At 60.3% G+C, this 21,880-nt stretch carries 15 protein-coding genes; 9 read left to right on the top strand and 6 right to left on the bottom strand.

The features are described from left to right. Window positions 1–22: 22 nt before the first annotated feature. A complete protein-coding gene (gene gcvT, locus F6V30_RS11645) occupies window positions 23–1,114 on the bottom strand; it encodes a glycine cleavage system aminomethyltransferase GcvT (RefSeq protein ID WP_151157127.1) in 1,092 nt (363 codons plus the stop codon). A gap of 250 nt (window positions 1,115–1,364) precedes the next feature. Between gcvT and F6V30_RS11640 the strand changes: the two genes are divergently transcribed. The 4 genes from F6V30_RS11640 to F6V30_RS11625 are packed head-to-tail and all read left to right on the top strand — an operon-like array spanning window position 1,365 to window position 7,631. Then, entirely contained in the window at window positions 1,365–3,581 is a 2,217-nt protein-coding gene (locus tag F6V30_RS11640; protein WP_151157126.1) for a sensor histidine kinase, read from the top strand. After that, window positions 3,578–5,416: a sensor histidine kinase gene (locus F6V30_RS11635; RefSeq protein WP_151157125.1), complete on the top strand. Its 1,839-nt coding sequence runs from the start codon at window positions 3,578–3,580 to the stop codon at window positions 5,414–5,416. The genes F6V30_RS11640 and F6V30_RS11635 overlap by 4 nt, the downstream gene beginning before the upstream one ends. A gap of 48 nt (window positions 5,417–5,464) precedes the next feature. Next, window positions 5,465–5,908, top strand: a complete 444-nt coding sequence (locus F6V30_RS11630) for a response regulator (protein WP_151157124.1) — start codon at window positions 5,465–5,467, stop codon at window positions 5,906–5,908. Window positions 5,909–5,918: 10 nt separating this feature from the next. Beyond that, window positions 5,919–7,631 carry a putative bifunctional diguanylate cyclase/phosphodiesterase gene (locus tag F6V30_RS11625; RefSeq protein WP_151157123.1) on the top strand — a complete coding sequence of 571 codons (1,713 nt, stop codon included), beginning with the start codon at window positions 5,919–5,921 and terminating at the stop codon, window positions 7,629–7,631. Window positions 7,632–7,689: 58 nt separating this feature from the next. Here F6V30_RS11625 and aroF read toward each other — a convergent pair whose 3' ends face one another. The 3 genes from aroF to gptM all read right to left on the bottom strand — a co-directional run bounded on the left by aroF (window position 7,690) and on the right by gptM (window position 12,005). Continuing rightward, window positions 7,690–8,709: a 3-deoxy-7-phosphoheptulonate synthase gene (gene aroF / locus F6V30_RS11620; RefSeq protein WP_149306002.1), complete on the bottom strand. Its 1,020-nt coding sequence runs from the start codon at window positions 8,707–8,709 to the stop codon at window positions 7,690–7,692. A gap of 324 nt (window positions 8,710–9,033) precedes the next feature. Continuing rightward, the gene (locus tag F6V30_RS11615) at window positions 9,034–10,383 is read right to left on the bottom strand and encodes an alpha-amylase family glycosyl hydrolase (RefSeq protein WP_151157122.1); all 1,350 of its coding nucleotides are present in this window, start codon (window positions 10,381–10,383) and stop codon (window positions 9,034–9,036) included. 326 nt (window positions 10,384–10,709) lie between these two features. Next, window positions 10,710–12,005, bottom strand: coding sequence for a geopeptide radical SAM maturase (gptM, locus tag F6V30_RS11610; RefSeq protein ID WP_151157121.1), 1,296 nt, complete (start codon window positions 12,003–12,005; stop codon window positions 10,710–10,712). Between the two features lie 423 nt (window positions 12,006–12,428). On the opposite strand from gptM, the gene F6V30_RS11605 reads away from it, so the two are divergent. Genes F6V30_RS11605 through F6V30_RS11595 form a run of 3 tightly spaced genes read left to right on the top strand, consistent with a single transcriptional unit; the run spans window position 12,429 to window position 16,755 of the window. After that, entirely contained in the window at window positions 12,429–14,258 is a 1,830-nt protein-coding gene (locus tag F6V30_RS11605) for a TonB-dependent receptor plug domain-containing protein (RefSeq protein ID WP_191965668.1), read from the top strand. Beyond that, a complete protein-coding gene (locus F6V30_RS11600; RefSeq protein WP_151157119.1) occupies window positions 14,255–15,133 on the top strand; it encodes an ABC transporter substrate-binding protein in 879 nt (292 codons plus the stop codon). The genes F6V30_RS11605 and F6V30_RS11600 overlap by 4 nt, the downstream gene beginning before the upstream one ends. Continuing rightward, on the top strand, window positions 15,130–16,755 hold the full coding sequence (locus F6V30_RS11595; RefSeq protein ID WP_151157118.1) for a sensor histidine kinase: 1,626 nt from the start codon (window positions 15,130–15,132) through the stop codon (window positions 16,753–16,755). The genes F6V30_RS11600 and F6V30_RS11595 overlap by 4 nt, the downstream gene beginning before the upstream one ends. 9 nt (window positions 16,756–16,764) lie before the next feature. Here the strand turns inward: F6V30_RS11595 and F6V30_RS11590 are convergent, their stop codons facing one another. After that, complete coding sequence (locus tag F6V30_RS11590; RefSeq protein ID WP_151157117.1) at window positions 16,765–18,201, bottom strand: sigma-54-dependent transcriptional regulator; 1,437 nt, start codon at window positions 18,199–18,201, stop codon at window positions 16,765–16,767. Between the two features lie 277 nt (window positions 18,202–18,478). Next, on the bottom strand, window positions 18,479–19,423 hold the full coding sequence (locus F6V30_RS11585; protein ID WP_151157116.1) for a chemotaxis protein: 945 nt from the start codon (window positions 19,421–19,423) through the stop codon (window positions 18,479–18,481). 170 nt (window positions 19,424–19,593) lie between these two features. On the opposite strand from F6V30_RS11585, the gene trpE reads away from it, so the two are divergent. Further along, on the top strand, window positions 19,594–21,069 hold the full coding sequence (trpE, locus tag F6V30_RS11580) for an anthranilate synthase component I (protein ID WP_151157115.1): 1,476 nt from the start codon (window positions 19,594–19,596) through the stop codon (window positions 21,067–21,069). A gap of 158 nt (window positions 21,070–21,227) precedes the next feature. Beyond that, window positions 21,228–21,800, top strand: coding sequence for an anthranilate synthase component II (locus F6V30_RS11575; protein ID WP_151157114.1), 573 nt, complete (start codon window positions 21,228–21,230; stop codon window positions 21,798–21,800). Window positions 21,801–21,880: the final 80 nt, after the last annotated feature.

Raw genomic sequence — 21,880 nt, 5'->3', positions numbered from 1 at the left:
TGCCACAGAGGCAGATTGTGTTTTAAGACCGGAGCGACCCGCCGCGGTAGAAGGGGAGTTCGCAGACCGTGGCCTCCATACTGACCCGTTCATGGATGATGGTGAGCGGCGTACCGATTGTGGCCAAGTCCGGCCTGACGAATCCCAGACCGATGCCGCAGCCGAGCATGGGTGAAAACACGCCGCTGGTCACCGTGCCGACCCCCTCGCCGCTGAAACAGAGTTCGTAGTGGTGGCGCGGCGAACGGCGGCTGTTCACCTCGAAGGCAACCTTTCTGCGGGCTACGCCCTGCTCCTTCTGGCGCAGCAACGCCTCCTTGCCCACAAAGTTCTTGGACAGGTCCACAAACCCTTCCAGACCGGCCTCCAAGGGTGTGGTCGCCTCGTCGATATCGCTGCCGTAGAGCGAGTACCCCACCTCAAGGCGCAACACGTCCCGCGCCCCCAGCCCGGCCGGTTTGACCCGCTCGTCCAGCAGCAGCTGATCCCACAGTTCGACGACCTTGTCCGAGGGGATGAAGATCTCGTAGCCGAGTTCCCCGGTATAGCCGGTGCGACTGACGATGGCCTCCACACCAAAAAGGTTCATGGTGGTGAAGCGGAAATAGGGTATGGCGGCGATTCCCGCGCCGAAGGCCGCCGCCATGACGTCCCGGGAGAGCGGCCCCTGGATGTCCAGCTTGCCGGTTGCGGCCGAGATGTCGGTAAAGGCACCCCCCTTCAGCCTGGCGCCGATGACGGCGAAATCCCGGGGGGCCGTGGCCGCATTGACCACGATCATGGCCTTGTCTGGTGCCAGGCGGAAGACGATCAGGTCGTCGATGATGCCGCCGCTTTCGTTGAGCAGGAAACCGTAGCGCGAACGCCCGACCGGGATCGTTGCCACGGAAAAGGTGAAGACATCCTCCAGACCGCCGGCCGCAAAATCCCCTTCGAAGAGGAATTCCCCCATGTGGCAGATATCGAAGAGCGACGCCTTGGCGCGGCACCAGGCGTGTTCGGCGATGATTCCTTCGTACTGGATCGGCATGTTCCAGCCACCGAAGGGGGCCATCAATGCCTTGAGCGCCTCATGCCGCCCGCAGAGCGGCGTTTGTTTAAGCTGTTCATCCATGACTCGACCCCCCAGTTTCGTTACCTGCGCGTTTCCAGCCCGGCCGCGAAAAAAAACGGGTCATGGAGCGCCATCGGCCCACCCCACCCTGTTTTTCTCCGCATGGTAGTGGAATTATGCCGTATACGCAACTCGAAAAAAGAGAGAAATATGATACCTTCGGTAACTGTTTAACTTGTGAAAAAACAAAATTGTGCATAGAATCAGCCGGTACAACGGCATCCCAGCTCAAAGCCCCGGAGTCCGCACGGTGAAGGCTTTTTCCGGATGGTCCATTCGCACCCACCTCATCCTGTTGGTCGCATTCGCGGTCACCCCCGCCCTGGCGATTATCCTCTACACCGGTCTCGAACAAAAACGGAATTCCCTGAACGAAGCCAACAGCCGGTGCTCCGCCCTCGTCAGGGCGCTGGCCGGCGATATGACCAATACGGTCAGCAGCACGCGCCAACTCCTGACAACCCTGGCCGTGCTGCCCCAGGTGCGCAACATGGATGCATCGGCCTGCGACGGACTGTTCCGGGAAATCCTGCGCAGCGACAACCGCTACCTGAACCTCCAACTCTTTCGCCCCACCGGCGAGTCGGTCGCCTCGGTCGTCCCCCCTCCCCCCGGGCTCAACGTAAGCGACCGGAAATACTTTCGCGATGCGGTACGCCGGCGGACCTTTTCCGCCGGGGAGTACATCGTCGGGCGCACGGTCAACAAACCGACCTTCAACTTTGCCCTGCCGGTCACCGGCGACCGGGGAGAGTTGTTGGGCGTGGTCCAGGCGGCCATCAACCTGGAACGGGTCAATGCAATCTTCGACAAATCCCACTTTCCGGTCGGCTCCGCCCTGGTTTTACTCGACGGCACGGGCACGATCCTGCTTCACAGCGCCGATGCCCGTTACCGGATCGGCACCAAGGACGATCGGGGCATCTTCAACGACATGCGCGCTGCCCGGGGTAACGAGAAGATCACCCTGCACTCTTCCGGGGGATCGTACCGCATCATGGCCTACCGTTCCCTGCAACTGGCCGGCGATCCGACCCCCTATCTTCACATCAGGCTGGAAGTGCCCGAGGAAGCGATCCTCACCGACGCCAACCGCATCCTCATCCGCAACCTGCTGTTTCTGACGTTCGCCGTCGCTCTTGCGGCCGTGGCGGTGTTTGCCTATGCCAACCGCGTCATCATCAACCGGGCCGGGCGCTTGGTACGCTCATCTTTGCTGCTGGCTGAGGGCGGACAGGACGTACAGGTCGGCATCCCCTACTCCCAAGGTGAGTTCGGCCTGATTGCCCAGGCCTTCGACGACATGGCAAAGACCCTGGCGTCGCGCGAGGAGGAACGTGCCACATTCGTCCGGGAACTCCAGGCGGCAACCAGGCAGGCCCTCGACGAGCGGGCCAAGACCGATGCCATCCTTGCCAGCATCGGCGACGGCATCAGCATCCAGGATCGGGAGTATCGCATCCTCTATCAGAACGGCACCAGCAGAGGGTGGATGGACGACCAGTCCGGGCGTTTCTGCTATGAGGCCTACGAGCAGCGACACCGGGTGTGCGACAACTGCCCCGTCAGGCAGACGTTCGAGGACGGCCAAGTGCATACGGTGGAACGCAACCTGACGATAAACGCCCGGGATACGTGTCTGCTGGTGACGGCTTCGCCGCTCAGGAATTCGACCGGCGACATCATCGGCGGCATCGAGCTCGTCAAGGACATCACCGGACGCAAGCAGGTCGAGATCGCCCAGAAGGAGTTGACGAACAAACTGGCGGAGTCAAACCATCAACTCCAGCATTTTGCCTACATCGCCTCCCACGACCTGCAGGAGCCCTTGCGCACCATCACCAGCTTCATACAGCTTCTGGCCCGGCGCTACCAAGGCAAGCTGGACAAGGACGCGGGGGAATTCATCGCCTTCATAACCGACGGAACCCAGCGCATGCAAAGGCTCATCAACGACCTTTTGGAGTATTCCCGCGTCGAATCCCAGGGCGCCCCGTTCGTTGTTTTTGCCGCCGAGGACGCGCTTAGGGCCGCAACGATGAACCTGAAGAGAGGTATCGAGGAAAGCGGCGCAGAAATCACCCATGACCCGCTCCCGGCCATAACGGGTGATGAAACCCAGATCATGCAACTGTTCCAGAACCTGCTCGGCAACGCCATCAAATTCCGGGGCGACGAGCCACCCCGTATCCATGTTGCCTGCGCCGAGAGCCCCACGGAATGGGAATTTTGCGTCACGGACAACGGCATCGGCATCGATGGCCAATTTTTCGAGCGAATCTTCGAGATCTTCCAGCGGCTGCATGGGAGGGACGCCTACTCCGGCACCGGCATCGGGCTGGCCGTCTGCAAAAAAATCATAGAACGCCACGGCGGCCGTATTGGGGTGACGTCAGAACCGGGCCGGGGCAGTTGCTTCTCGTTCACCATCAAAAAGGACCTTTCCGAAATGGGGGATGCGGCATGAGGCTTCTGCACACGGCACACCTTGCCGTCCTGTTCGTGGTACTGACGCTGGCGATAGCCGGTCCGGCCCACGCCGCTGCCGATGCCGGGGGACAAAAGACGCGCATCCTGATCCTCAACTCCTATCACCCCTACTACACCTGGTCGGACAACGAACTTATCGGCATCGTCGAGACCCTGCACCGGGCGCGGCCGGAGATAGAACCGACCGTGGAGTACCTGGACTGCAAGTATTTCCCGAAGATGGAACATTTCGGCAAGATCAGGGACCTGTTTATCCAGAAATACCGGAACGTGACGATCCCCCTGATCATCGCCGTGGATAATCCGGCCCTCGACTTTGCCCTGAAATACCGCGACGCCATATTCCCCGGCACCCCGATCGTCTTCTGCGGGATCAACGGCTTTGAACCGGCGATGATCAAGGGGCAGCGCAACGTGACCGGCGTTGCCGAACGGCTTGATGTCAGGGGCACCGTGGAGTTGATGCTCAAGGTGCACCCCGCAACGCGGCAGATTTTCGTTATCCATGATTACACCTCCACCGGGCTGGCGACCCGCAGGCAGGCGGAGGAGGATCTGAAGGGGTTCAAGAGTCCGGTTGCGATCCGCTATATGGGCGACCTGACAACCGACGGCATGCTGCGACAATTATCGTCACTTTCAACGGGCAGCCTCGTGCTGGCGCTCTCCTACAGTCGGGATCGGGACGGGCGGGTATTCGACCACACCAAGATAGCGCAGCTTCTGGGGGAACGATCTCCCGTGCCGGTGTACGGCGGCCATGAAGAGCGCATCGGCCACGGCATCGTCGGCGGGAGCCTGTTGGGTGGGCGACTGCATGGGGCGCAAGCCGCAGAAATGGCCCTGAAGGTGCTCAATGGACGGGACATCGCCACGCTGCCGGTCTACACCGGCCAAACGGGACGGGTGATGTTCGACTACACCCAACTCACCCGTTTCCATATCCCCATGTCCCGGCTTCCCTACGGCTGCACCCTTGTCAACAAGCCCGTGTCATTCTACGAGAGGTACACCAGACTGGTCTGGACGACAATTTTTGTCATGGCCAGCCTGGGCATGATCATAACCCTGCTCATTCTGAACATCAGCCAGAGCCGCCGGGCGGCGCAGGAGTTGGCCCGCAAGGCGCAGGAGCTGGAAAAGAGCAACGCCGAGTTGAAGGAGTTCAACATGCTGGCCTACCATGACCTTCAGGAGCCTCTGCGGGTCATTGGCGGGTTCGTGCAACTCCTGGAAAAACGCTACAGGGGAAAACTTGACCGGGAGGCCGATGAATTCATAGCCATCATCGTCGCTAACGTATCCCACCTCAAGCACCTGTTCAACGACTTGCTGACCTACCTCAATCTCGGCCGGCAGCCGGTCGGGTGCGTCCCTCTGGACGGTACGGAGATCGTAACGAGCGCCCTGGCCGGTCTACAGGAGACGATCGCCCGGCGCGGTGCCGTCGTCACCCATGCCCCTTTCCCGGAGCTCATTGGCGACAGGCAGCTTCTGGTCATGCTGCTGAGAAACCTTCTGGAGAATGCACTGAAATTCTCCCGTGAAACACCTGTGATCTCCATTGATTGCCGCAACGCGGAAGATCGACATATCATTTCGGTGCAGGATAACGGCTTCGGCATCGCCCCGGAATACCAGGGAAAAATATTTCTACTCTTCAAAAAGCTGCACAATCGGGACGAATATCCCGGCACCGGCATTGGTCTTGCAATTTGTAAACGAATTGTGGAATTGCACGGGGGAAAGATTTGGCTTGAATCGGAGCCGGATAAAGGCTCCACCTTCTTTTTCAGCCTGCCGACCAGATAAAGCAGGACGAGCATTTTACGTCATTTGACGCAGTTGGAGGCCCACACCATGACGCCACCTTACCTCAAACCGGCGGAAATCCTGTTAGTTGAAGATAATCCCGCCGATGTCAGACTGACAATGGAAGTGTTAAAAGACGCAAAACTCTGTAACAATATCAGCGTCGTCAACGACGGTGTCCAAGCCCTTGACTTCCTGTATCGCCGGGGGGAATATGGTGCCGCAGCCCGCCCCGATATCATCCTGCTCGACCTCAACCTTCCCCGGCTGGACGGACGCGAGGTACTGGAGCGGATCAAGAGCGACGATAACCTGAAGCATATCCCGGTAGTGGTCCTGACAACCTCCAGCGCCGAACAGGACATACTCAAAAGCTACGCCCTGCACGCCAACTGCTACATCACTAAACCGGTTGACCTGGAACAGTTTACCAAGGTGGTGACATCCATCGAGGAGTTCTGGTTCTCCATTGTGAAGCTTCCCGGAATGTGAGTGCGCTGCCATGCCCTACGCCGAAATAATCAGAGTCCTGTTGATCGAAGACAATCCCGCCGACGTCCGGCTGCTGCGAGAGTGTTTCTCGGAACTCTCCGATGTGCTTTTTCTGGTCCACGATGCCAACTGCATCGCCTCCTCGATACAACTCGTTTCGGAGAAACATTTCGACGTTATCCTCCTCGACCTTTCGCTCCCCGACAGCATCGGGCTGGAGACGCTGCACCGCATGCACACCCAGGCCCCCGACATTCCGATCATCGTTCTGACCGGCATGTCCGACGACGCCCTGGCCCTCACCGCCATGCGGCACGGCGCCCAGGACTATCTGCTCAAGGGACAGTTCGACATTAATCTGCTGAGCCGAGCCATCCGTTACACCATCGAACGCAAACGGGCCGAGGCGGAGATCAAGAAGCTGGCCTACTACGATACCCTGACCGGGCTCCCCAACCGAATACTGTTCAGCGACCGCCTCAAGCAGGCCATCGTCATGGCTGAACGGGACCAAAAGAGCCTGGCGCTCCTGTACCTCGACCTTGACCAGTTCAAATACGTCAACGACACCTTGGGGCACGCCTACGGCGACCGTCTGTTGAAGATCAGCGCCGACCGCATCCAGGGATGCCTGCGCAGTTCCGACACCGTGGCCCGCATCGGCGGCGACGAGTTCGTCATCATCCTCTCCCTCCTTTCCGGGGGAGACGACGTACCAAAGGTGGCGGACAAGATTCTCGAAGCCCTCAGAAAACCGGTTCAATTCGAGAACCATACCATCCACACCAGCGCCAGCATCGGTATCGCACTGTACCCGGAAAATGGCGCAACGGTCGACGAACTGCTGAAAAACGCCGACATTTCCATGTATCAGGCCAAGGAAAAGGGGCGCAACAACTACCAATTTTTCTCCGAAGAGATGAACCGGCTGGCGCTCGCGCGGCAGGTGATCGAGTCGAACCTGCGCCAGGCCATGGTACGGAACGAATTTTTCCTGGTATACCAGCCGCTGTTCGACATCGCGAGCCGGACGATCATCGGGTTCGAGGCGCTGATCCGTTGGCACCATCCCCAGCATGGGGACATGCTCCCGCCTCAATTCATCAACATTGCCGAAGAGACCGGCATGATCGTCGCCATCGGCGAGTGGGTCCTGCGGACGGCGTGCCGGCAGGCCCGGCAATGGCATAATAACGGCGGTTCCGACGGCTTGCGCATCTCCGTCAACGTCTCGGCCAGCCAGTTAAGACACGACAGCTTCCTCGACATTGTCGCATCGGCCCTGGAGGAATCGGACCTCCCGCCCGGCTGCCTTGAATTGGAGGTGAACGAAAGCACCATCATTGAACAGGGAGAGAAAAGCATCCCCATTCTGAAAAAACTGAAGAAACTGGGAGTTTCCCTGGCCGTCGATGACTTTGGCACCGGCTATTCCTCCCTCTCATACCTCAAGCACTTCCCCATCGACCGGGTCAAGATCGACGGCACCTTTGTGCGCGATATCACCCCCGGCGGGGATAATGCGGCCATCGCCGAGGCGATCATCTTCATGGCCCACTCACTCAGGCTCAACGTGGTGGCCGAAGGGGTCGAACAGGAGAAGCAGTATTCCTTCCTTCACAACAGCAAATGCGATGAGTTGCAGGGATTTTTCATGTGTCACCCCCTGCTGCCGGAAGACATTATCCCGCTTCTGCGTACCTACACTACGTTAACGCACTAGCCACGCCATGGTGGCGTCCTGTGCGGTTCGCGTGCCGCACAGGACGCCACCTCTACCTCTACAGAGTTCTTCCCGCCGCCTCGGCGAACAAGCGCAGCTTGTCCATCATCGCCTGGAATTTTGCCGGTTTCAACGATTGCGGCCCGTCGCTGGAGGCATGCTCCGGATCGGGATGGACCTCGACAATCAGGCCGTCGGCTCCGCACGCCACAGCGGCATAGCACATGGGGGCGACATAGTGATGATTGCCGGTGCCGTGGGAAGGATCCACCACCACCGGTAAATGGGTCTTTTCCTTGAGCACCGGCACGGCTGAAAGGTCGAGGGTGTTGCGGGTGGCGGTCTCGAAGGTGCGGATGCCGCGTTCACAGAGGATCACCGACTGGTTCCCCTCGCTCATGACATACTCGGCGCTCATGAGAAACTCCTGGATCGTCATGGACATGCCCCGTTTCAGCAAAACCGGCCTGCCGAGTTGGCCCACCTTTTTCAGGAGCGCGAAATTCTGCGCGTTGCGGGCGCCGATCTGGAGGATGTCGGAGTATTCCGCCACCAGTTCGGCGGTTTCGGGATTGATCACCTCGGTTACGAACGGCAGGCCGGTCACCTCCCGGGCCTTGGCCAACAGCTTGAGCCCCTCCTCCTCCAACCCCTGGAACGAATAGGGCGACGTGCGCGGCTTGAATGCTCCGCCCCGCAAAATGGAGGCCCCCGCCTTTTTCACCGCCTCGGCCGTTTCAACGATCTGCCGTTCGTTTTCAACGGAACAGGGACCGGCCATCATGATCACCCGTTCCCCGCCGATAGACACCTCATCGTTGATGCGCACGACACTCGACTCCTTTTTGATCTCCTTGGAGGCCAACTTGTACGGTTGCAGGATCGGCACCACGTTTTCAACGCCGTGCAGCGACTCAAGGGAGTGCAACACCATCTTGCCCCGCTCGTCCCCCACCGCCCCGATGACATCCCGGGTCGAGCCGTGGATCACATGGGGCATGTAGCCCAATTCCTTGATGCGCTTCAACACCTCGTCCATGTCCTTCTTTGCCGCGCCAGCCTTCATTACGATGATCATCCCCAGTTCCTTTCCCACAAGCAAAAGGGCCGAAGGTTTCCCCCCGGCCCTGTCCGCATCTGCTGCGGCAAACAAAAAAGCCGGGGGACTGTCTGTCCACCCGGCTTGTGGTGTGTAATGGTTTCGCTTCCTTGCGCTTACACCTTTGCCCGGGCAGACGGCCTGAAATAAAAGCCGTACCAAAAGAAAAAGTAAAAGGCGCTAAAGAAACGATTCGAATTCATGGTTGGTACTAAATCACAGCCGCGGAGAATTTGTCAAGGGTAAATTTTCAGCTTTGCCGACAACGGTTTCCCAAGGGCCCGCCAGGACATCCCCGCCGCCTCACACCCCGTACACCACATAGCCCCGCGGCGGCGCCTCGACCAGACACCATCCTCCACTGTCGGTGGCGGTCGCGGGCGGCTGGGGGATGGCACCCTGGCCGCCCCAGGCCAGGGGTTTCAGCGTCGTGTTTCCGAAACCGGACTGCACCCGCCTGCCGAGGGAGCCCCCGGAATTGTTCAGGACAAAGAGCAGCCCCGGCTGACTGGCAATGCCGGCGCGTTCCATGACGTACAGCAGGTCGTCCACGTAGCGGATGACCGTGCCGCCCCCGGCATGGCTCTCGTGCACCTTGACCAGCCGTTCGATCCCGTCCGGCTCGCCGGGTCGGGCCAGACCGTAGTTGAAATAGTCTTTCCAGAAGACGCACGGGTATCCCTCGTGGGTGAGGATATAGGCGTAGGCCAGCATCTTGTCGTTCACCACGCAGTCGTTGCCGCTGAAATCATGGTTATCCACAAAGCTCACCGCCTCGTGGGGGCGGTCCCGTATCAGCACGCCGCCGTCCGCCAGGGTCCGCAGACTGAAGCCGTAGGTATCGCACAGATCCTTCAACCGGTAGCGCAGCGGGAAATCAAAGGCTCCAACCCGGTGTACGGCCCAGTTGTTGACCGAATCGAGCCAACTGTCGATGAAATCGTCTCCGGCCCAACACTCCCCCACCCCGAAGAGAGACACCGGCTGCCCTCCGCGGCTGTACTGGCGGTCGTGAATCGCCCGCACGATCCAGGCGCCGAACCCCTTGACAAAATCGTAGCGGAAGCCGTCAAAACCGATCTCTTCGATCATCCACTTGGCGTGGTTGAGGATACCGGTGGAGACACGGGGATTGATGTGGCACAGGTCCGGCATCCCGCCAAAGGCGGCGGGGTCGTTCTCGGTGTAGGGAGAGGGATTGAAGCAGGTCCAGTCGCGGGTGAAGCGATTGCTTTGGGGGGTGAATTTCGTCCAGCGGTAATTTTGCAGGATCGGGTTGAATTCCTGCTGGTCGGCGCCGTTGTTGTGGTTGAGAACCAGGTCGGCATAGACCTTCAGGTTGCAGCCGTGCGCGGCCCTGATCAGGGCGCGCAACTCCTCTTCCGAACCGAACCAGGTTCTTACCTCGTCAACGCCGTTGACCTTGCGCAGCGCCTTTTGCGGGTATCTTCCCAGGTCGTAATAGTCGTAGACATCATACCCCATGGACATGCCGCCGATGTTGGCGGCCTTGCCGGCAGGCGGGAGCCAGAGAGCGGTAAAGCCGGCCTGTTCAAGCCCGCCGAGCTTGGCGGCGAGGAACTTCCACCACGTATATTCCTGAGCCTCCTCCCGGGGGCAATCCCAGTAAAACGCCTGCATCAGAACACCCATGATGTCCCTCCCCGTATCTGCGATAGTCCTTGGGCTTGTTCTGAAATACTACCACAACACGGCGGCGAGGCCACAAAGGCACGGAGGAAATCACACTTTTTCAACCAGTTTTCAAACGGCAACTCATGGCGTTATTCGGGGAGATCGGGGGGGCCGGGGGACTGTTAATTTTTTTAACACTATCTCAAAACAGCGTAGTAACCCATCGAATTAACTAAAATTTACCGATTGGCGCAAAGTGTTAATTTTTTTAACACTCAATAAAAATAATATTTATTTCAAAGCGTTACAACCACGCGACAAATGTTAACAAAATTAACACGCCGCTATGCCGTCGGCCTGCCCATGGCCAGATCCTGGCGCACGAGTTGCTCCAGGGCGGCATCCAGGTAGACGCGACGGCAATCGACGCCGTCAATGGCGCCGGTGCGCAGCAGGCTCAGGAAACGGCAGCCGCCGAAACAGATCGGCAGATAGGCGCACTCCAGGCATTCGTCGTTTTTCCACACATCCAGGTTGTGGGACGCGGCATAAGCGCCGATCCCCTCGGCCAGGGAACCGATCCGCAACTCCTCGCGCCCCATGAAGGCGGGGCACTTGTAGAGCGAGCCGTCGTAGGCCACCACCAGATCGTGCTCGAACTCGATCATGCAGGCGGCCGCTTTGAGCTTGGGGACCGGAAACCCTCGCGTGATGACTTCGTGCCGCAGGAACAGGCTGGCCTCGATCATCCATGGTTCGCCGGTGGAGGCGCACGCGGACCCCAAATCCCCGGAAACGCTGCCGTCCGCCTTGGGGATGACCGGCGAAAACCCCACCGCCTTCAACTTCTCCGGGGCGATCCCCTGCTCCAGGAGATAATCCAGCATCTCCGGGAAGCGCCTGAAATTGTCGCGGGTGTAGTTGCCTCCCAGGTCCACCGGCACCAGGTCATGGATCGCCTTGATATTGGCCACGATGGTGTCAAAGCTCCCCTTGCCGGAGACAAAGGGGCGCTGCCGGTCGTGGATATCCCGGGGACCGTCCAGAGTCACCCTGACGGCGGCCAGCCCCAGGGAGAGGAGTTCCTGCACGACCTGGCGGGTCAGCAGAGTGGCGTTGGTGATGATATTGAACCGGAAGACGACGCCCGCTTCCCGGGCCGATTCGACGAGGCGGCCGGCGATGCGCTTCAGGAGCGGCAGGGCCATCAGGGCCTCGCCCCCGTAGAAGTCCACGGTCACGTCCCGCCCCGCCGCCATCTGCTCCCCGAGGCGCCCCACCAGCAGGTCGGCTATGGGGGCGCTCATCACGAACCGCCCCCGGAAGGGGTCTTCGAAACAGTAGCCGCAGGCCAGGTTGCATTCCAGGGTCAGGGTCACCAGGGCGGCAACGTGGCGGCCGGCACTGTTGATGGCCGTAAAGGTCTGCCGCATCTCCTCCCGTTCCCCTGCCCGGTCCGGCACCAGTACCCCCAGGCGCACCAGGGTGTCCCGTTCCCGCTCTGCCAGTTCACCCGTGCGGGCCTTTTCCAGCAGGTTTTCGGACAATTCCAGCACCGCGCAGCGTCGCGTGGCCACGGCCAGGACTCGGCCCGGCTTGTCGGGACAGGGGTAGGTTTTCAGATAGTGCGTCAGTTCCATGAATCGGCTCTTTCCCTGAAAAAGGGCGGGGAGGGTCGCCCCTCCCCGCCATGAAACATCTACTTAGTTGATCTTTGCCATATTGCCCGATGCACAACATGCGGCGACGACACCCGCGACATGCCCTTCCTCCAGCACCACCAACTCCTCCTGAACTTCACGCATATACCTCACCTCCTTTCATTTTAGTGTGTTGCAACGCCACCCGGCTGGTTTTTTGCACCTATTCCAGCCGCCATGCCATCAAGAATCAGGGAAGAAACGGACACTGGTGCGGTCAAGAATCCCTTTCACATACCCGTTCCTTTTCCACAAACAGGCAAGGAGCAATCCATGAACAAATATCCAAGTACACAAAGGGTTTCCAACGTGCTGGACATGCAGTCTTTGTTTCTGATAGTATCCCGCGCACGGAATCCTATCATGTCACTCTCCAAACCTCAACATACCATCAGCATCTTTTGGGTGGCCATTTGCCTGGCTCTCGGCACCCTCCCCTGCCTGGCATGGGGGGAAGAGGCGGACGAGACCCTGGGGCTCTTCAGCGCCTGGCAGGAGGAGGCATCCACCGCCTCCCGCGCCCCCAAGCCGCTCTCCCAGACCGCGGAGAACGTCACCGTGGTCACCACCGCCGAGATAGAGGCGCTCAACGCCCACACCCTGGCCGACGTGCTGGACACCATCCCCGGCATCCAGGTCCAGCACAACGGCGGACCAGGGGTTTCTGCCTACACTTTTATCCAAAGCATCGACTTCATCCACACCCAGGTATTCGTGGACGGGGTATCCATAACCAACCTGGGGAGTGGTTTCTCCGACACCTCCCTGATCCCGGCCCATATCATCGAGCGTATCGAAATCGTCAAGGGGGCCGCCTCCTCGGCCTGGGGCCAGGCATTGGGCGGGGTGATCAACGTCATCACCAAATCGCCCGAGCGGGGCCGCACCATCGCCGGCGCGGCCACCGCCTCCATCGGCGAGCAAACTACGGCCGATACCAGTCTGGAACTGAGCGGCACCAAGGACAGGCTCGGCTACTACTTGTCCGGCAGCTATCTGGGCTCCGACGGCCTGCTCCCCAACACCCAGATCAATTCCAACCGCGCCTACGCCAAGTTGACCTACGATCTCCCGAACCATGGCCAGATCTGGGCTACCTATTTCTACACCCGCGCCGACATGGGAGACCTGTACGCCGCTGCCTATGACCTGAAGGAACAACCGGACAAGCGCTTCCAGATGGGGACCCTCGGACTGCGCTACCCCATGGGGGACCGGTTGGAGTTGGAGGTGAGCGGGCACCATTCCTTTAACAGGGTTGACAATTCCTATTTTAATATCAGTAACGGTGCCCCTTGGATACCGAGCCTGCCGACTGCAATCAACAAAGAGCTGGTAAGTGGCGCCAGCGCCAAGCTAGTCTGGCGGGGGGATGACAATCTGCTGGTGGCCGGCAGCGATTATAACCACCTGGAAACATACGTCAACTCCTCCGACGGCAGCACCGTCAGCCCATTCAGTAGAAAGGTGGAACGCTGGGGCGTGTTCCTCAACGACACCCTCACCCTCGGCTCCGTCAGCCTGACCCCCGGCGTGCGCTTCGACCACACCCAGACCGCCGGCGACCAGTTCAGCCCAGCCCTGGGGGCCACCTGGCAACTGACCGATACGACACTGCTGCGGGCCTACACGGCCCGCGGCTACGGCCTCCCCGTGCTGGGCCTTACCGACTACCCCTCGGTGAAGATCTGGACCACCCAGGTCGGGGCGGAGAGCAGTGCCATACCGTACGTCTGGGTAAAAGGCACCCTGTTCCGCAACCAGACCTGGGGCGATACGGTTGAACAGCGCATCGCCCTGGGAGCGGAACTGGAAGCCCGCACCACCCCAATCTGGAACGCCTCGCTCGGAGCCGGCTACACCTTCACCGACACGACCCGCACCAAGGACGGCAGCGAGGTTAACGATTTCGCCCGCCACACCGTACAGGTGGCCCTGCGCTACAACGACAATACCTACCGGGGCGTACTGACCGGCCGCCATGTATTCTGGAATTCCCGGCCAGACGAAAACGGCAGCTACGGCGGCCTGACGTGGGACCTGCACCTAGGAGCAGTGCTTTTCAAACGTGAGCAAAGCTCCCTGGAGTTATTCTTTTCCGGGCATAATCTCTTCAATGCCTCACAGTATGAAACATATCTAATACCCAACACGGGCCGCTGGTTCGAGGGTGGCATGAGGGTGCGCTTTTGAGGATACTGACCGCCCTCATAGTCTCCCTTGCCCTGCTGCTCCCCCTTGCGGCCGATGCCTACGACGTGCTGGTACTCCAGAGCCGCCGCGACCCGGCCTTCGAAGAGGCCCTTGCCGGGTTCCGCGCCAACCGCAGATTTTCGGAGCGGGTGGTCGTGCTCGCCGACTACGCCGATGTGGACGTTACCCGCATCGTCCGCGAAGATCGGCCCGCCCTGGTCCTGGCCCTGGGAGACCGGGCCCTGGAAGCGGCCCGCAAGCTGCGGCAGACCCCGGTCATCGCCCTGATCTCCCTCGGCATCCATAGCCGTCACGCCACCCGCTCCAACCTGACCGGCATCGGCATGTTCGCACCGCCGGAACGCTACCTTTCCCTGTTTCAGGGGATGAAAAAACGCCGCGTGGGGCTGATCTACCATCCCGCCAAGAGCGGCTGGTACGTGCAACTGGCCCGCCAGGCGGCCCAGCGGCTGGGGATAGAGCTGGTGACGCGCGAGGTTTCGACCCCGCGGGACACCCTGACCCAACTTGCGACCCTGGCCGGCAAAGTCGATGCGCTGTGGATGCTCCCCGACGCCACGGCCGTCGCCCGGGAAACGGTGGAGGCCTATTTCCGCTTTTCCCAGGAGCACAACGTACCGGTGGTGTCCTTTGCCAACGCCTATCTGGGCCTGGGGGCGGCGGCGGTCCTGGAGATCGACCGCGCCGAACTGGGCAGGCAGGCGAGCGATATGGGTTCGGCTATCCTCAAGGGGACCGAGGCGTCGGACATTCCCCTCGCCTATCCGCGCAGAATCCAGCTCAGAACCAATCCGAGCGTCATGAAACACTTGGGCATAGCAGCCGAGCGCGCTGCTCTGCACCCAAGAGAATGACCGTGTCGCCCCGCACCCAATTCATAAACTTCCGCGCCAGCTTCCAATTCAAGCTTTTCCTCATATTTACCCTGCTGACCGCCCTCATGGCCGTCCTGTTCGGCTCCGCCTACATCGTCACCGAAATCCGCGAGCAAAGCATCTATGCCGGCAACAGGTGCCAACTGATAGCGGCGCACCTGGCCGATACCGTCCGCCTGCCCCTGTTCGCCGAAAACCGCACCATGCTCATGCAGATTGCCCAGGACACCGCCCGTACCCCCGATTTCCACAGCCTGACGGTCCGCACCAATGACGGCAGGGTCCTGGCCGAGGTGCGCAAACCGATTTCACGCAGTCCCAGCGAGTTGCTGAGCAGGACCGTGGAGGTACGCAGCACCCCCCTGGGAGCCTCCCCGGAATCCGCCATTATCGGCAGCAAAGAACCGGTGGGCGCCTTGATCGGCAGCGTCCGCCTGGATTTGGACACGACCGAGCTCAAGGCGCGGACCCAGCGCCTGATCATGATGGCATGCGCTACGGCCTTTCTTTTCTGGCTCTCGGTCTCGTCCCTCTGCTATCTCGCGCTCCGCCAGGTGACCCGCTCCTTCAATGCCCTCATGCGCGGTCTGGAGTCCATGCAGTCGGGGAACTACGCGGTCAGGATCGCTCCCGTCAGCAACGATGAACCGGGCCGGGCCGCCGGTGCCATCAGCCTGCTGGCCGCCTCGCTGCAAGAGCGGGAAGAGGAAAACCGCCGCCTGCAACAACAGCTGGTCGACGCCATGCGCCTCGAAGTCCAGAAGGAAAAACAGCAGATCATGGCCAAGCTGATCCAGACCAACCGCATGACCTCCCTGGGGCTCTTGGCCTCCAGCATGGCCCACGAGATCAACACGCCCAACGGCGCCATCAAGCTTGCGGGGCAGCAGGTGGCCAAGACCTGGAAGAGCGCGCTCCCCATACTGGAGCGAGTTGCCGAGGAGGAAGGGGATTTCGTACTGGGAGGGGCGGTATTCAGCCTGGTGCGGGGTGAAGTCACCAAGGCCACGGAGGTCATCGCACGCTGTTCCGAGCGCATCGAAAAGGTCGTGCAGGATATGAGGGTTTACAACATCGGCGGTCATAGCGACGCAAAGGGCCGGGTGGACCTCAATCAGGTGGTCGTTGACGCACTTACCATCATCCGCGCCCATGGGCGCCACGGCAATATCGTCATCCAGACCGAACCGTACCCGGAACTGCCCGCGGTGGCCGGCAACCGTTACCAACTGGAGCAGGTGGTTATCAATCTGATCCTGAACAGCATACAGGCCATTCCGGAATCACGGAACGGGCTCATAACGATCGTCTCGGGCTATGACCGCCAGCATGGGGAGGTTTCCCTCGTCGTAAGGGATGACGGGAAGGGCATCCGACCGGATATCATGAGCCGCCTCATGGAGCCGTTTTTCTCCACCCGCATGGAAAGCGGCGGCAGCGGCCTTGGCCTGTATATCTCGAACTTCATCGTGACCGAACATCGCGGGCGCTTGGTCGTCGAATCGGAACCGGACAAGGGCACGACCGCCACGATCAGCATACCCGCTGCCGGCGACGCCGGCACTCCCGGCCCCGATGCCCCACCCGCTCCAGAGGCCTAGGCCCACTCTTCAGTTCATCTTTTCCAATTCGCTCAGCTTTTTCTGCACCGTCTGACGGCACACGCCGAGAAGGTCGGCGGCCGGCCCCTTTTTGCCCCCTGTAACCTTCAGAGCCTCTTCGAACATCAACTTCTCGATTTGCCCCATGGAGGGAAATGTGGGGAAGACCACATGCAGGCTGAACTGGCTGTTGGCAACCTTGGCTCCGGCGTCGATCATGGTTCTGGACCTGACCGCCAGATCCGGGAAGTCGCTCTGCACCAGCAGACCGGTCTTGTTGACGACCACCGCGCTGCCGACCTTGTTGATGAGCTCCCTGACATTGCCGGGATACTCATACTCTTCCAGCAGCCAGCGCAACTCCGCGGCAATCCTGGGCGCCCTTTTACCCATGGCCTTTGCCGCCATATTGATATAATGGTTAACTAAGGGCATGATATCCTCGCGCCGCTCCCGCAAGGGGGGTATGTGCAGTTTGTGGTAACAGATCCGGTGATAGAGATCCTCCCTGAACGTACCCTCGGCGACCAGTTTTTTGAAGTCCCGGTTGGAGGCCACGATGATCCGCGCGTCGCTTTTCAGGAGGACATCCGAGCCCATGCGGTAATACTCGTTTTCCTGCAGGAGCCGCAGCAGCTTGATCTGGGATTCGGGCGCCAGATCGCCGATCTCGTCGAGAAACAGGGTCCCGCCCTGCGCCTTGGCGATCAATCCCTGGCGAAGTTCGTTCGCGCCGGTGAACGCACCTTTCTTGTGGCCGAAGAGCGTATCCTCGAACATATGGGCATCGAGCCCGGCCACATTCAGGGGGGTAAAACTGCCCTGCAGGCCGCTGGCCTTGTGAATGGCGCGGGCAATCAGCTCCTTGCCGACCCCGGTTTCGCCGGTGATGAGCACCGGGTAGCGGGAGGGGGCGATGGTCTCCACCAGCTTGAAAATGGACAGCATCTTGTCGCTGCCGGTCAGGATGTCCTTGAAGATATCCGGCTGGGCAAGGGGATCGCCCAGGAGATAGTTCTGGAGCTGCTGGTTCTGGTTCGAAAGCTCGAGGATCTTGAATGCGTTGTTGATGCTGGATATGAGCCGCGATGAATCGAGGGGTTTGGTGATGTAGTCCATGGCCCCCTGTTTCATGCAGCTTACCACCGTATCGATATCGTTTACCCCGGTCATGATGATGACCGGGATGGTCGGATATTTCTGGGCAATGACCGGCAAAAGGTCGGCACCCGAGACGCCCGGCATGATCCAGTCCAGGAAAATTGCCGAGTAGATTCCCTTGTCCAATTCCGCCAGCACCTGGCTGCTGTCGGTGAGCGTCACCATCTCGCAGATCGAGTTGGAGAGAAGCACAAACCGAATCTCTTCCAGAAAATCCGCATTGTCATCGACAAACAGGACAAGGGGCACCTTGCCGTTTTTTTGTGGTTTTTGCGTATCGGTCATGGGTCGTCCCTCCTGCTGCGGAATAATGCAAAATTATTGCCCAAAAACTTGCGGCAACAAAAAAAGCAGGTCAATCTGCCGGCGCTGGGGAAAAAGAGTTTGTTACAAAAGAGTGGCGTCCTCTCCGAGCTTGACGCTTCAGCCCGGAGAGCGGCGAATGGGGAGGCCCCGCCGGCCGCCCGGCTCGAAACGGGGAAACCGAACGGCCCGCGAGAGGCACAAGGTGATGAAAACGAGAGATGAGCCTCGTGGGCACAGGGCTCGGCCGGCAGGACGGCTACTGGGTCAGTTCGTCCGCCACCCTGACAAGGTTGGGCAGATCGGGCTTGGTCAGGATATGGTTGGCCCCCAGCCCGATCCACTTGCGCTTGTTATCCTCGGAGGCAAGGGAGGAGAAGATCACAACCGGCAAACTCTTCAGCGTCTCTTCCTTGCGCACGAGCGAGGTCAGGTGCAGGCCGTCCATCTGCGGCATCTCCACGTCGGTGATCATCATGCTGATGTGGGACCTGAAGTCGCTGCCGTCCTGGGTGCAGTGGGTGATTTTATCCTGAATGATGCCCCATGCCTCGGCGCCGTTTTCCGCTTCGGTAACGGCATAGCCGGCCGAACGCAGGGTCTGGCACAGGGTATTGCGAATGAACAGGGAGTCATCGGCGACCAGTATCGTTTTGTGGGAGCGGTCCACGACGCCACCTTCGGCTGACAGCAGGGCGCCCTCTGCAAGCGGCCTCAAGGCGCTCTCCGAGCAGAGCTCGCCCACGATCTTCTCGAAGTCCAGCACCAGGATGATGCGATCATCCATCTTCACCAGGCCGGTGACCTGCTCGCTATGCACCGAGTGGGACGGCGGCTCGACGTTTTTCCACGAGATCCGGTAGATGCGGGAAACGGAGTGGACCAGCACCCCGACCATCAGGTTGTTGAACTCGAGGACCACCACCCGGTCCGCCACCAGGTCTCCCGTATCCTTGCCGAGCACCTTGGCGAGGTTGATAACGGTAATGACCTTGTCCCGCAGCTTGATCATCCCCTCCACGCCCGGCTTGGCATTGACGACCCGGGACATCTGGGGCAGCCGGATGATCTCCCGGACCTTGGCCACATTGACGCCGTAGTGGCAGGGCACGAGATTATTGTGGTCATCCATCTCGTCGATCCTGAACTCGACGATTTCAAGCTCGTTGGTATCGCTCTCCAGCAGTATGTTAGTCTGTTTCATATCCAGGCCCTTTGCGGTAATTTTCGGAGCAGTATAACAATGAATATCCATGAAGGGAAGAGTTTATAAATATCAAACCTGACGACCGGGCCACCCCGCTGAACTTGACTCCCCCGGGCGGTCTGTGCTAGCTTTTCCAATCATCCTGACAGATTTTCGGAGCCACGCACATGTTTTTTCCCCCCATTGACACCTTTCGCACCCTGTCCAGGAGCGGCAACCTGATCCCGGTCTACCGGGAAATCATGGCCGACATGGATACGCCGGTCACCGCCTTTAAAAAACTCGACGACGGGCGTTTCTCCTTTTTGCTCGAGAGTATCGAGGGTGGCGAAAAGTGGGGGCGCTACTCCTTTCTCGGCTCCAGCCCCTCATGTGTCATCCGCTCCAAGGGGCACACCGTCGAGATCATCGAGAACGACGTCACGACCACGGTAACCACCGATGATCCGCTCGGCTCCATCCGCACCCTCCTGGCCCGATTCACGCCGGTGGAGGTCGAGGGCCTGCCCCGTTTCTTCGGCGGCGCCGTCGGCTACCTGGGGTACGACATGGTGCGCCACTTCGAGCACCTGCCCACGGAGAAACCGGCTGCACTTGACGCCTACGAAGCCTATTTCCTGGTGACCGACACCATCGTCATCTTCGATACCATGGCCCAGAAGATCAAAGTGGTCTCCAATGCCCACCTGGACGGCGCCATTACCCCGGAAGAGGCTTATCGGCAGGCGACGGAGAAGATAGAAGCCATCATCCGCAGACTGCGCGCCCCGGTGCCGCCGGCCGCGACCATCCCCTCCGGCGGACCGGTCGAACTGCACTCCAACGTCACCCGCGAGGCATATGAGGCTGCCGTGGAAAAGGCCAAGGAGTACGTCCGGGCCGGGGACATCATCCAGGTGGTCCCCTCCCAGCGTTTCAGCGGGCCACTCTCGGCCGATCCGTTCGACGTCTACCGCGTGCTGCGCACCCTGAACCCCTCCCCCTACATGTTCTTCCTGAAACTGGACGGCACGGTCATCGCCGGGGCCTCGCCCGAGGTCATGGTGCGCAAGGAGGGGGACCGGGTCGAGCTCCGCCCCATCGCCGGCACCCGCCCCCGGGGCGCCACGCCCCAGGAGGATGCCCGACTGGCCGAGGAGTTGCTGGCCGACCCCAAGGAACGGGCCGAACACGTCATGCTGGTGGACCTGGGGCGAAACGATCTGGGGCGCGTCTGCACCACGGGATCGGTTACGGTATCGGAACTGATGGTCATCGAACGCTACTCCCACGTGATGCATATCGTGTCCAACGTGCAGGGGCGGCTGGGGAGCGACCACGACGCCTTCGACGTCGTGCGGGCCACGTTTCCGGCCGGCACCCTCTCCGGCGCGCCCAAGATCAGGGCCATGGAGATCATCGACGAACTGGAGCCGGTGCGCCGCGAGATCTATGGCGGCGCTGTGGGCTACTTTTCCTTTTCCGGCAACATGGACCTGGCCATCACCATCCGCACCCTGGTCATCAAGGACGGCATGGTGCACATCCAGGCCGGGGGCGGCGTTGTTGCCGATTCCGACCCGGCTGCCGAGTGGCAGGAGACCGTCAACAAGGCCATGGCCGCGCGGCGGGCGTTGGAGATTGCCGAGAAAGGGCTCGAATAACATGGCAGGCTGTTGAAAAACAGCCATCTCGCCGCCATCCTCGAAAGCCACCTTGTGCGGCGTAGCGCTGCTACGCCTCCGCGGAACTTTCTGCGGGTGGCGACGATCTGACTATTTTTGAACAACCTGAGAATAAATCAAAAGGGATAAGATATACTATGCTGGTAATGATCGATAACTACGATTCCTTCACCTTCAATATCGTCCAATACTTGGGCCAGTTGGGCGAAGACGTGCGCGTCTACCGCAACGACAAGATCACCGTGGAAGAGATCGAGGCCCTGCAGCCGGAGCGGCTGGTGATCTCCCCCGGCCCCTGTTCCCCCGGCGAGGCGGGCATATCGGTGCAGGCGATCAAGCATTTCGCCGGCAGGGTTCCGATCCTGGGGGTCTGCCTCGGCCATCAGGCCATCGGGGAGGCATTCGGGGGAAAAGTCGTCAGGAGCGTTTCCCTGATGCACGGCAAGACCTCGCCGATCATCCACGATGACCGGGAACTTTTTGCCGGACTTCCGAACCCGTTCCAGGCCACCCGCTACCACTCCCTGGTGGTGGAGCGGAGCAGCCTGCCGGATTGCCTGGAGGTCACGGCATGGGTTGAGAACGGGGAGATCATGGGGATGCGCCACAAGACCCTGCCCATCTGGGGTGTCCAGTTCCATCCCGAGTCGATCCTCACCGAGGGGGGGATGAACCTGCTGGAGAACTTCCTGAAGATAAGCCGGCGGTGAGGAACATCTCATCGTGGCAGGTGTCGATGCTACGCCATAATGTAAAAAGAGCCTGCCGGAGAAAATCCGGCAGGCTCTTT

It is taken from the genome of Oryzomonas sagensis (genome assembly GCF_008802355.1).
GTDB lineage: Bacteria > Desulfobacterota > Desulfuromonadia > Geobacterales > Pseudopelobacteraceae > Oryzomonas > Oryzomonas sagensis.
Note: the sequence above shows the minus strand (reverse complement) of the source record. Positions and strands in the feature narration are given on the sequence as shown.

Bases quoted from the DNA above. Each gene is read 5' to 3' on its own strand.
- gcvT (WP_151157127.1), bottom strand. From the start codon at position 1,114: ATGGATGAACAGCTTAAACAAACGCCGCTCTGCGGGCGGCATGAGGCG.
- F6V30_RS11635 (WP_151157125.1), top strand. From the start codon at position 3,578: ATGAGGCTTCTGCACACGGCACACCTTGCCGTCCTGTTCGTGGTACTG.
- F6V30_RS11630 (WP_151157124.1), top strand. From the start codon at position 5,465: ATGACGCCACCTTACCTCAAACCGGCGGAAATCCTGTTAGTTGAAGAT.
- F6V30_RS11625 (WP_151157123.1), top strand. From the start codon at position 5,919: ATGCCCTACGCCGAAATAATCAGAGTCCTGTTGATCGAAGACAATCCC.
- aroF (WP_149306002.1), bottom strand. From the start codon at position 8,709: ATGATCATCGTAATGAAGGCTGGCGCGGCAAAGAAGGACATGGACGAG.
- F6V30_RS11615 (WP_151157122.1), bottom strand. From the start codon at position 10,383: ATGGGTGTTCTGATGCAGGCGTTTTACTGGGATTGCCCCCGGGAGGAG.
- gptM (WP_151157121.1), bottom strand. From the start codon at position 12,005: ATGGAACTGACGCACTATCTGAAAACCTACCCCTGTCCCGACAAGCCG.
- F6V30_RS11605 (WP_191965668.1), top strand. From the start codon at position 12,429: ATGTCACTCTCCAAACCTCAACATACCATCAGCATCTTTTGGGTGGCC.
- F6V30_RS11595 (WP_151157118.1), top strand. From the start codon at position 15,130: ATGACCGTGTCGCCCCGCACCCAATTCATAAACTTCCGCGCCAGCTTC.
- F6V30_RS11590 (WP_151157117.1), bottom strand. From the start codon at position 18,201: ATGACCGATACGCAAAAACCACAAAAAAACGGCAAGGTGCCCCTTGTC.
- F6V30_RS11585 (WP_151157116.1), bottom strand. From the start codon at position 19,423: ATGAAACAGACTAACATACTGCTGGAGAGCGATACCAACGAGCTTGAA.
- trpE (WP_151157115.1), top strand. From the start codon at position 19,594: ATGTTTTTTCCCCCCATTGACACCTTTCGCACCCTGTCCAGGAGCGGC.
- F6V30_RS11575 (WP_151157114.1), top strand. From the start codon at position 21,228: ATGCTGGTAATGATCGATAACTACGATTCCTTCACCTTCAATATCGTC.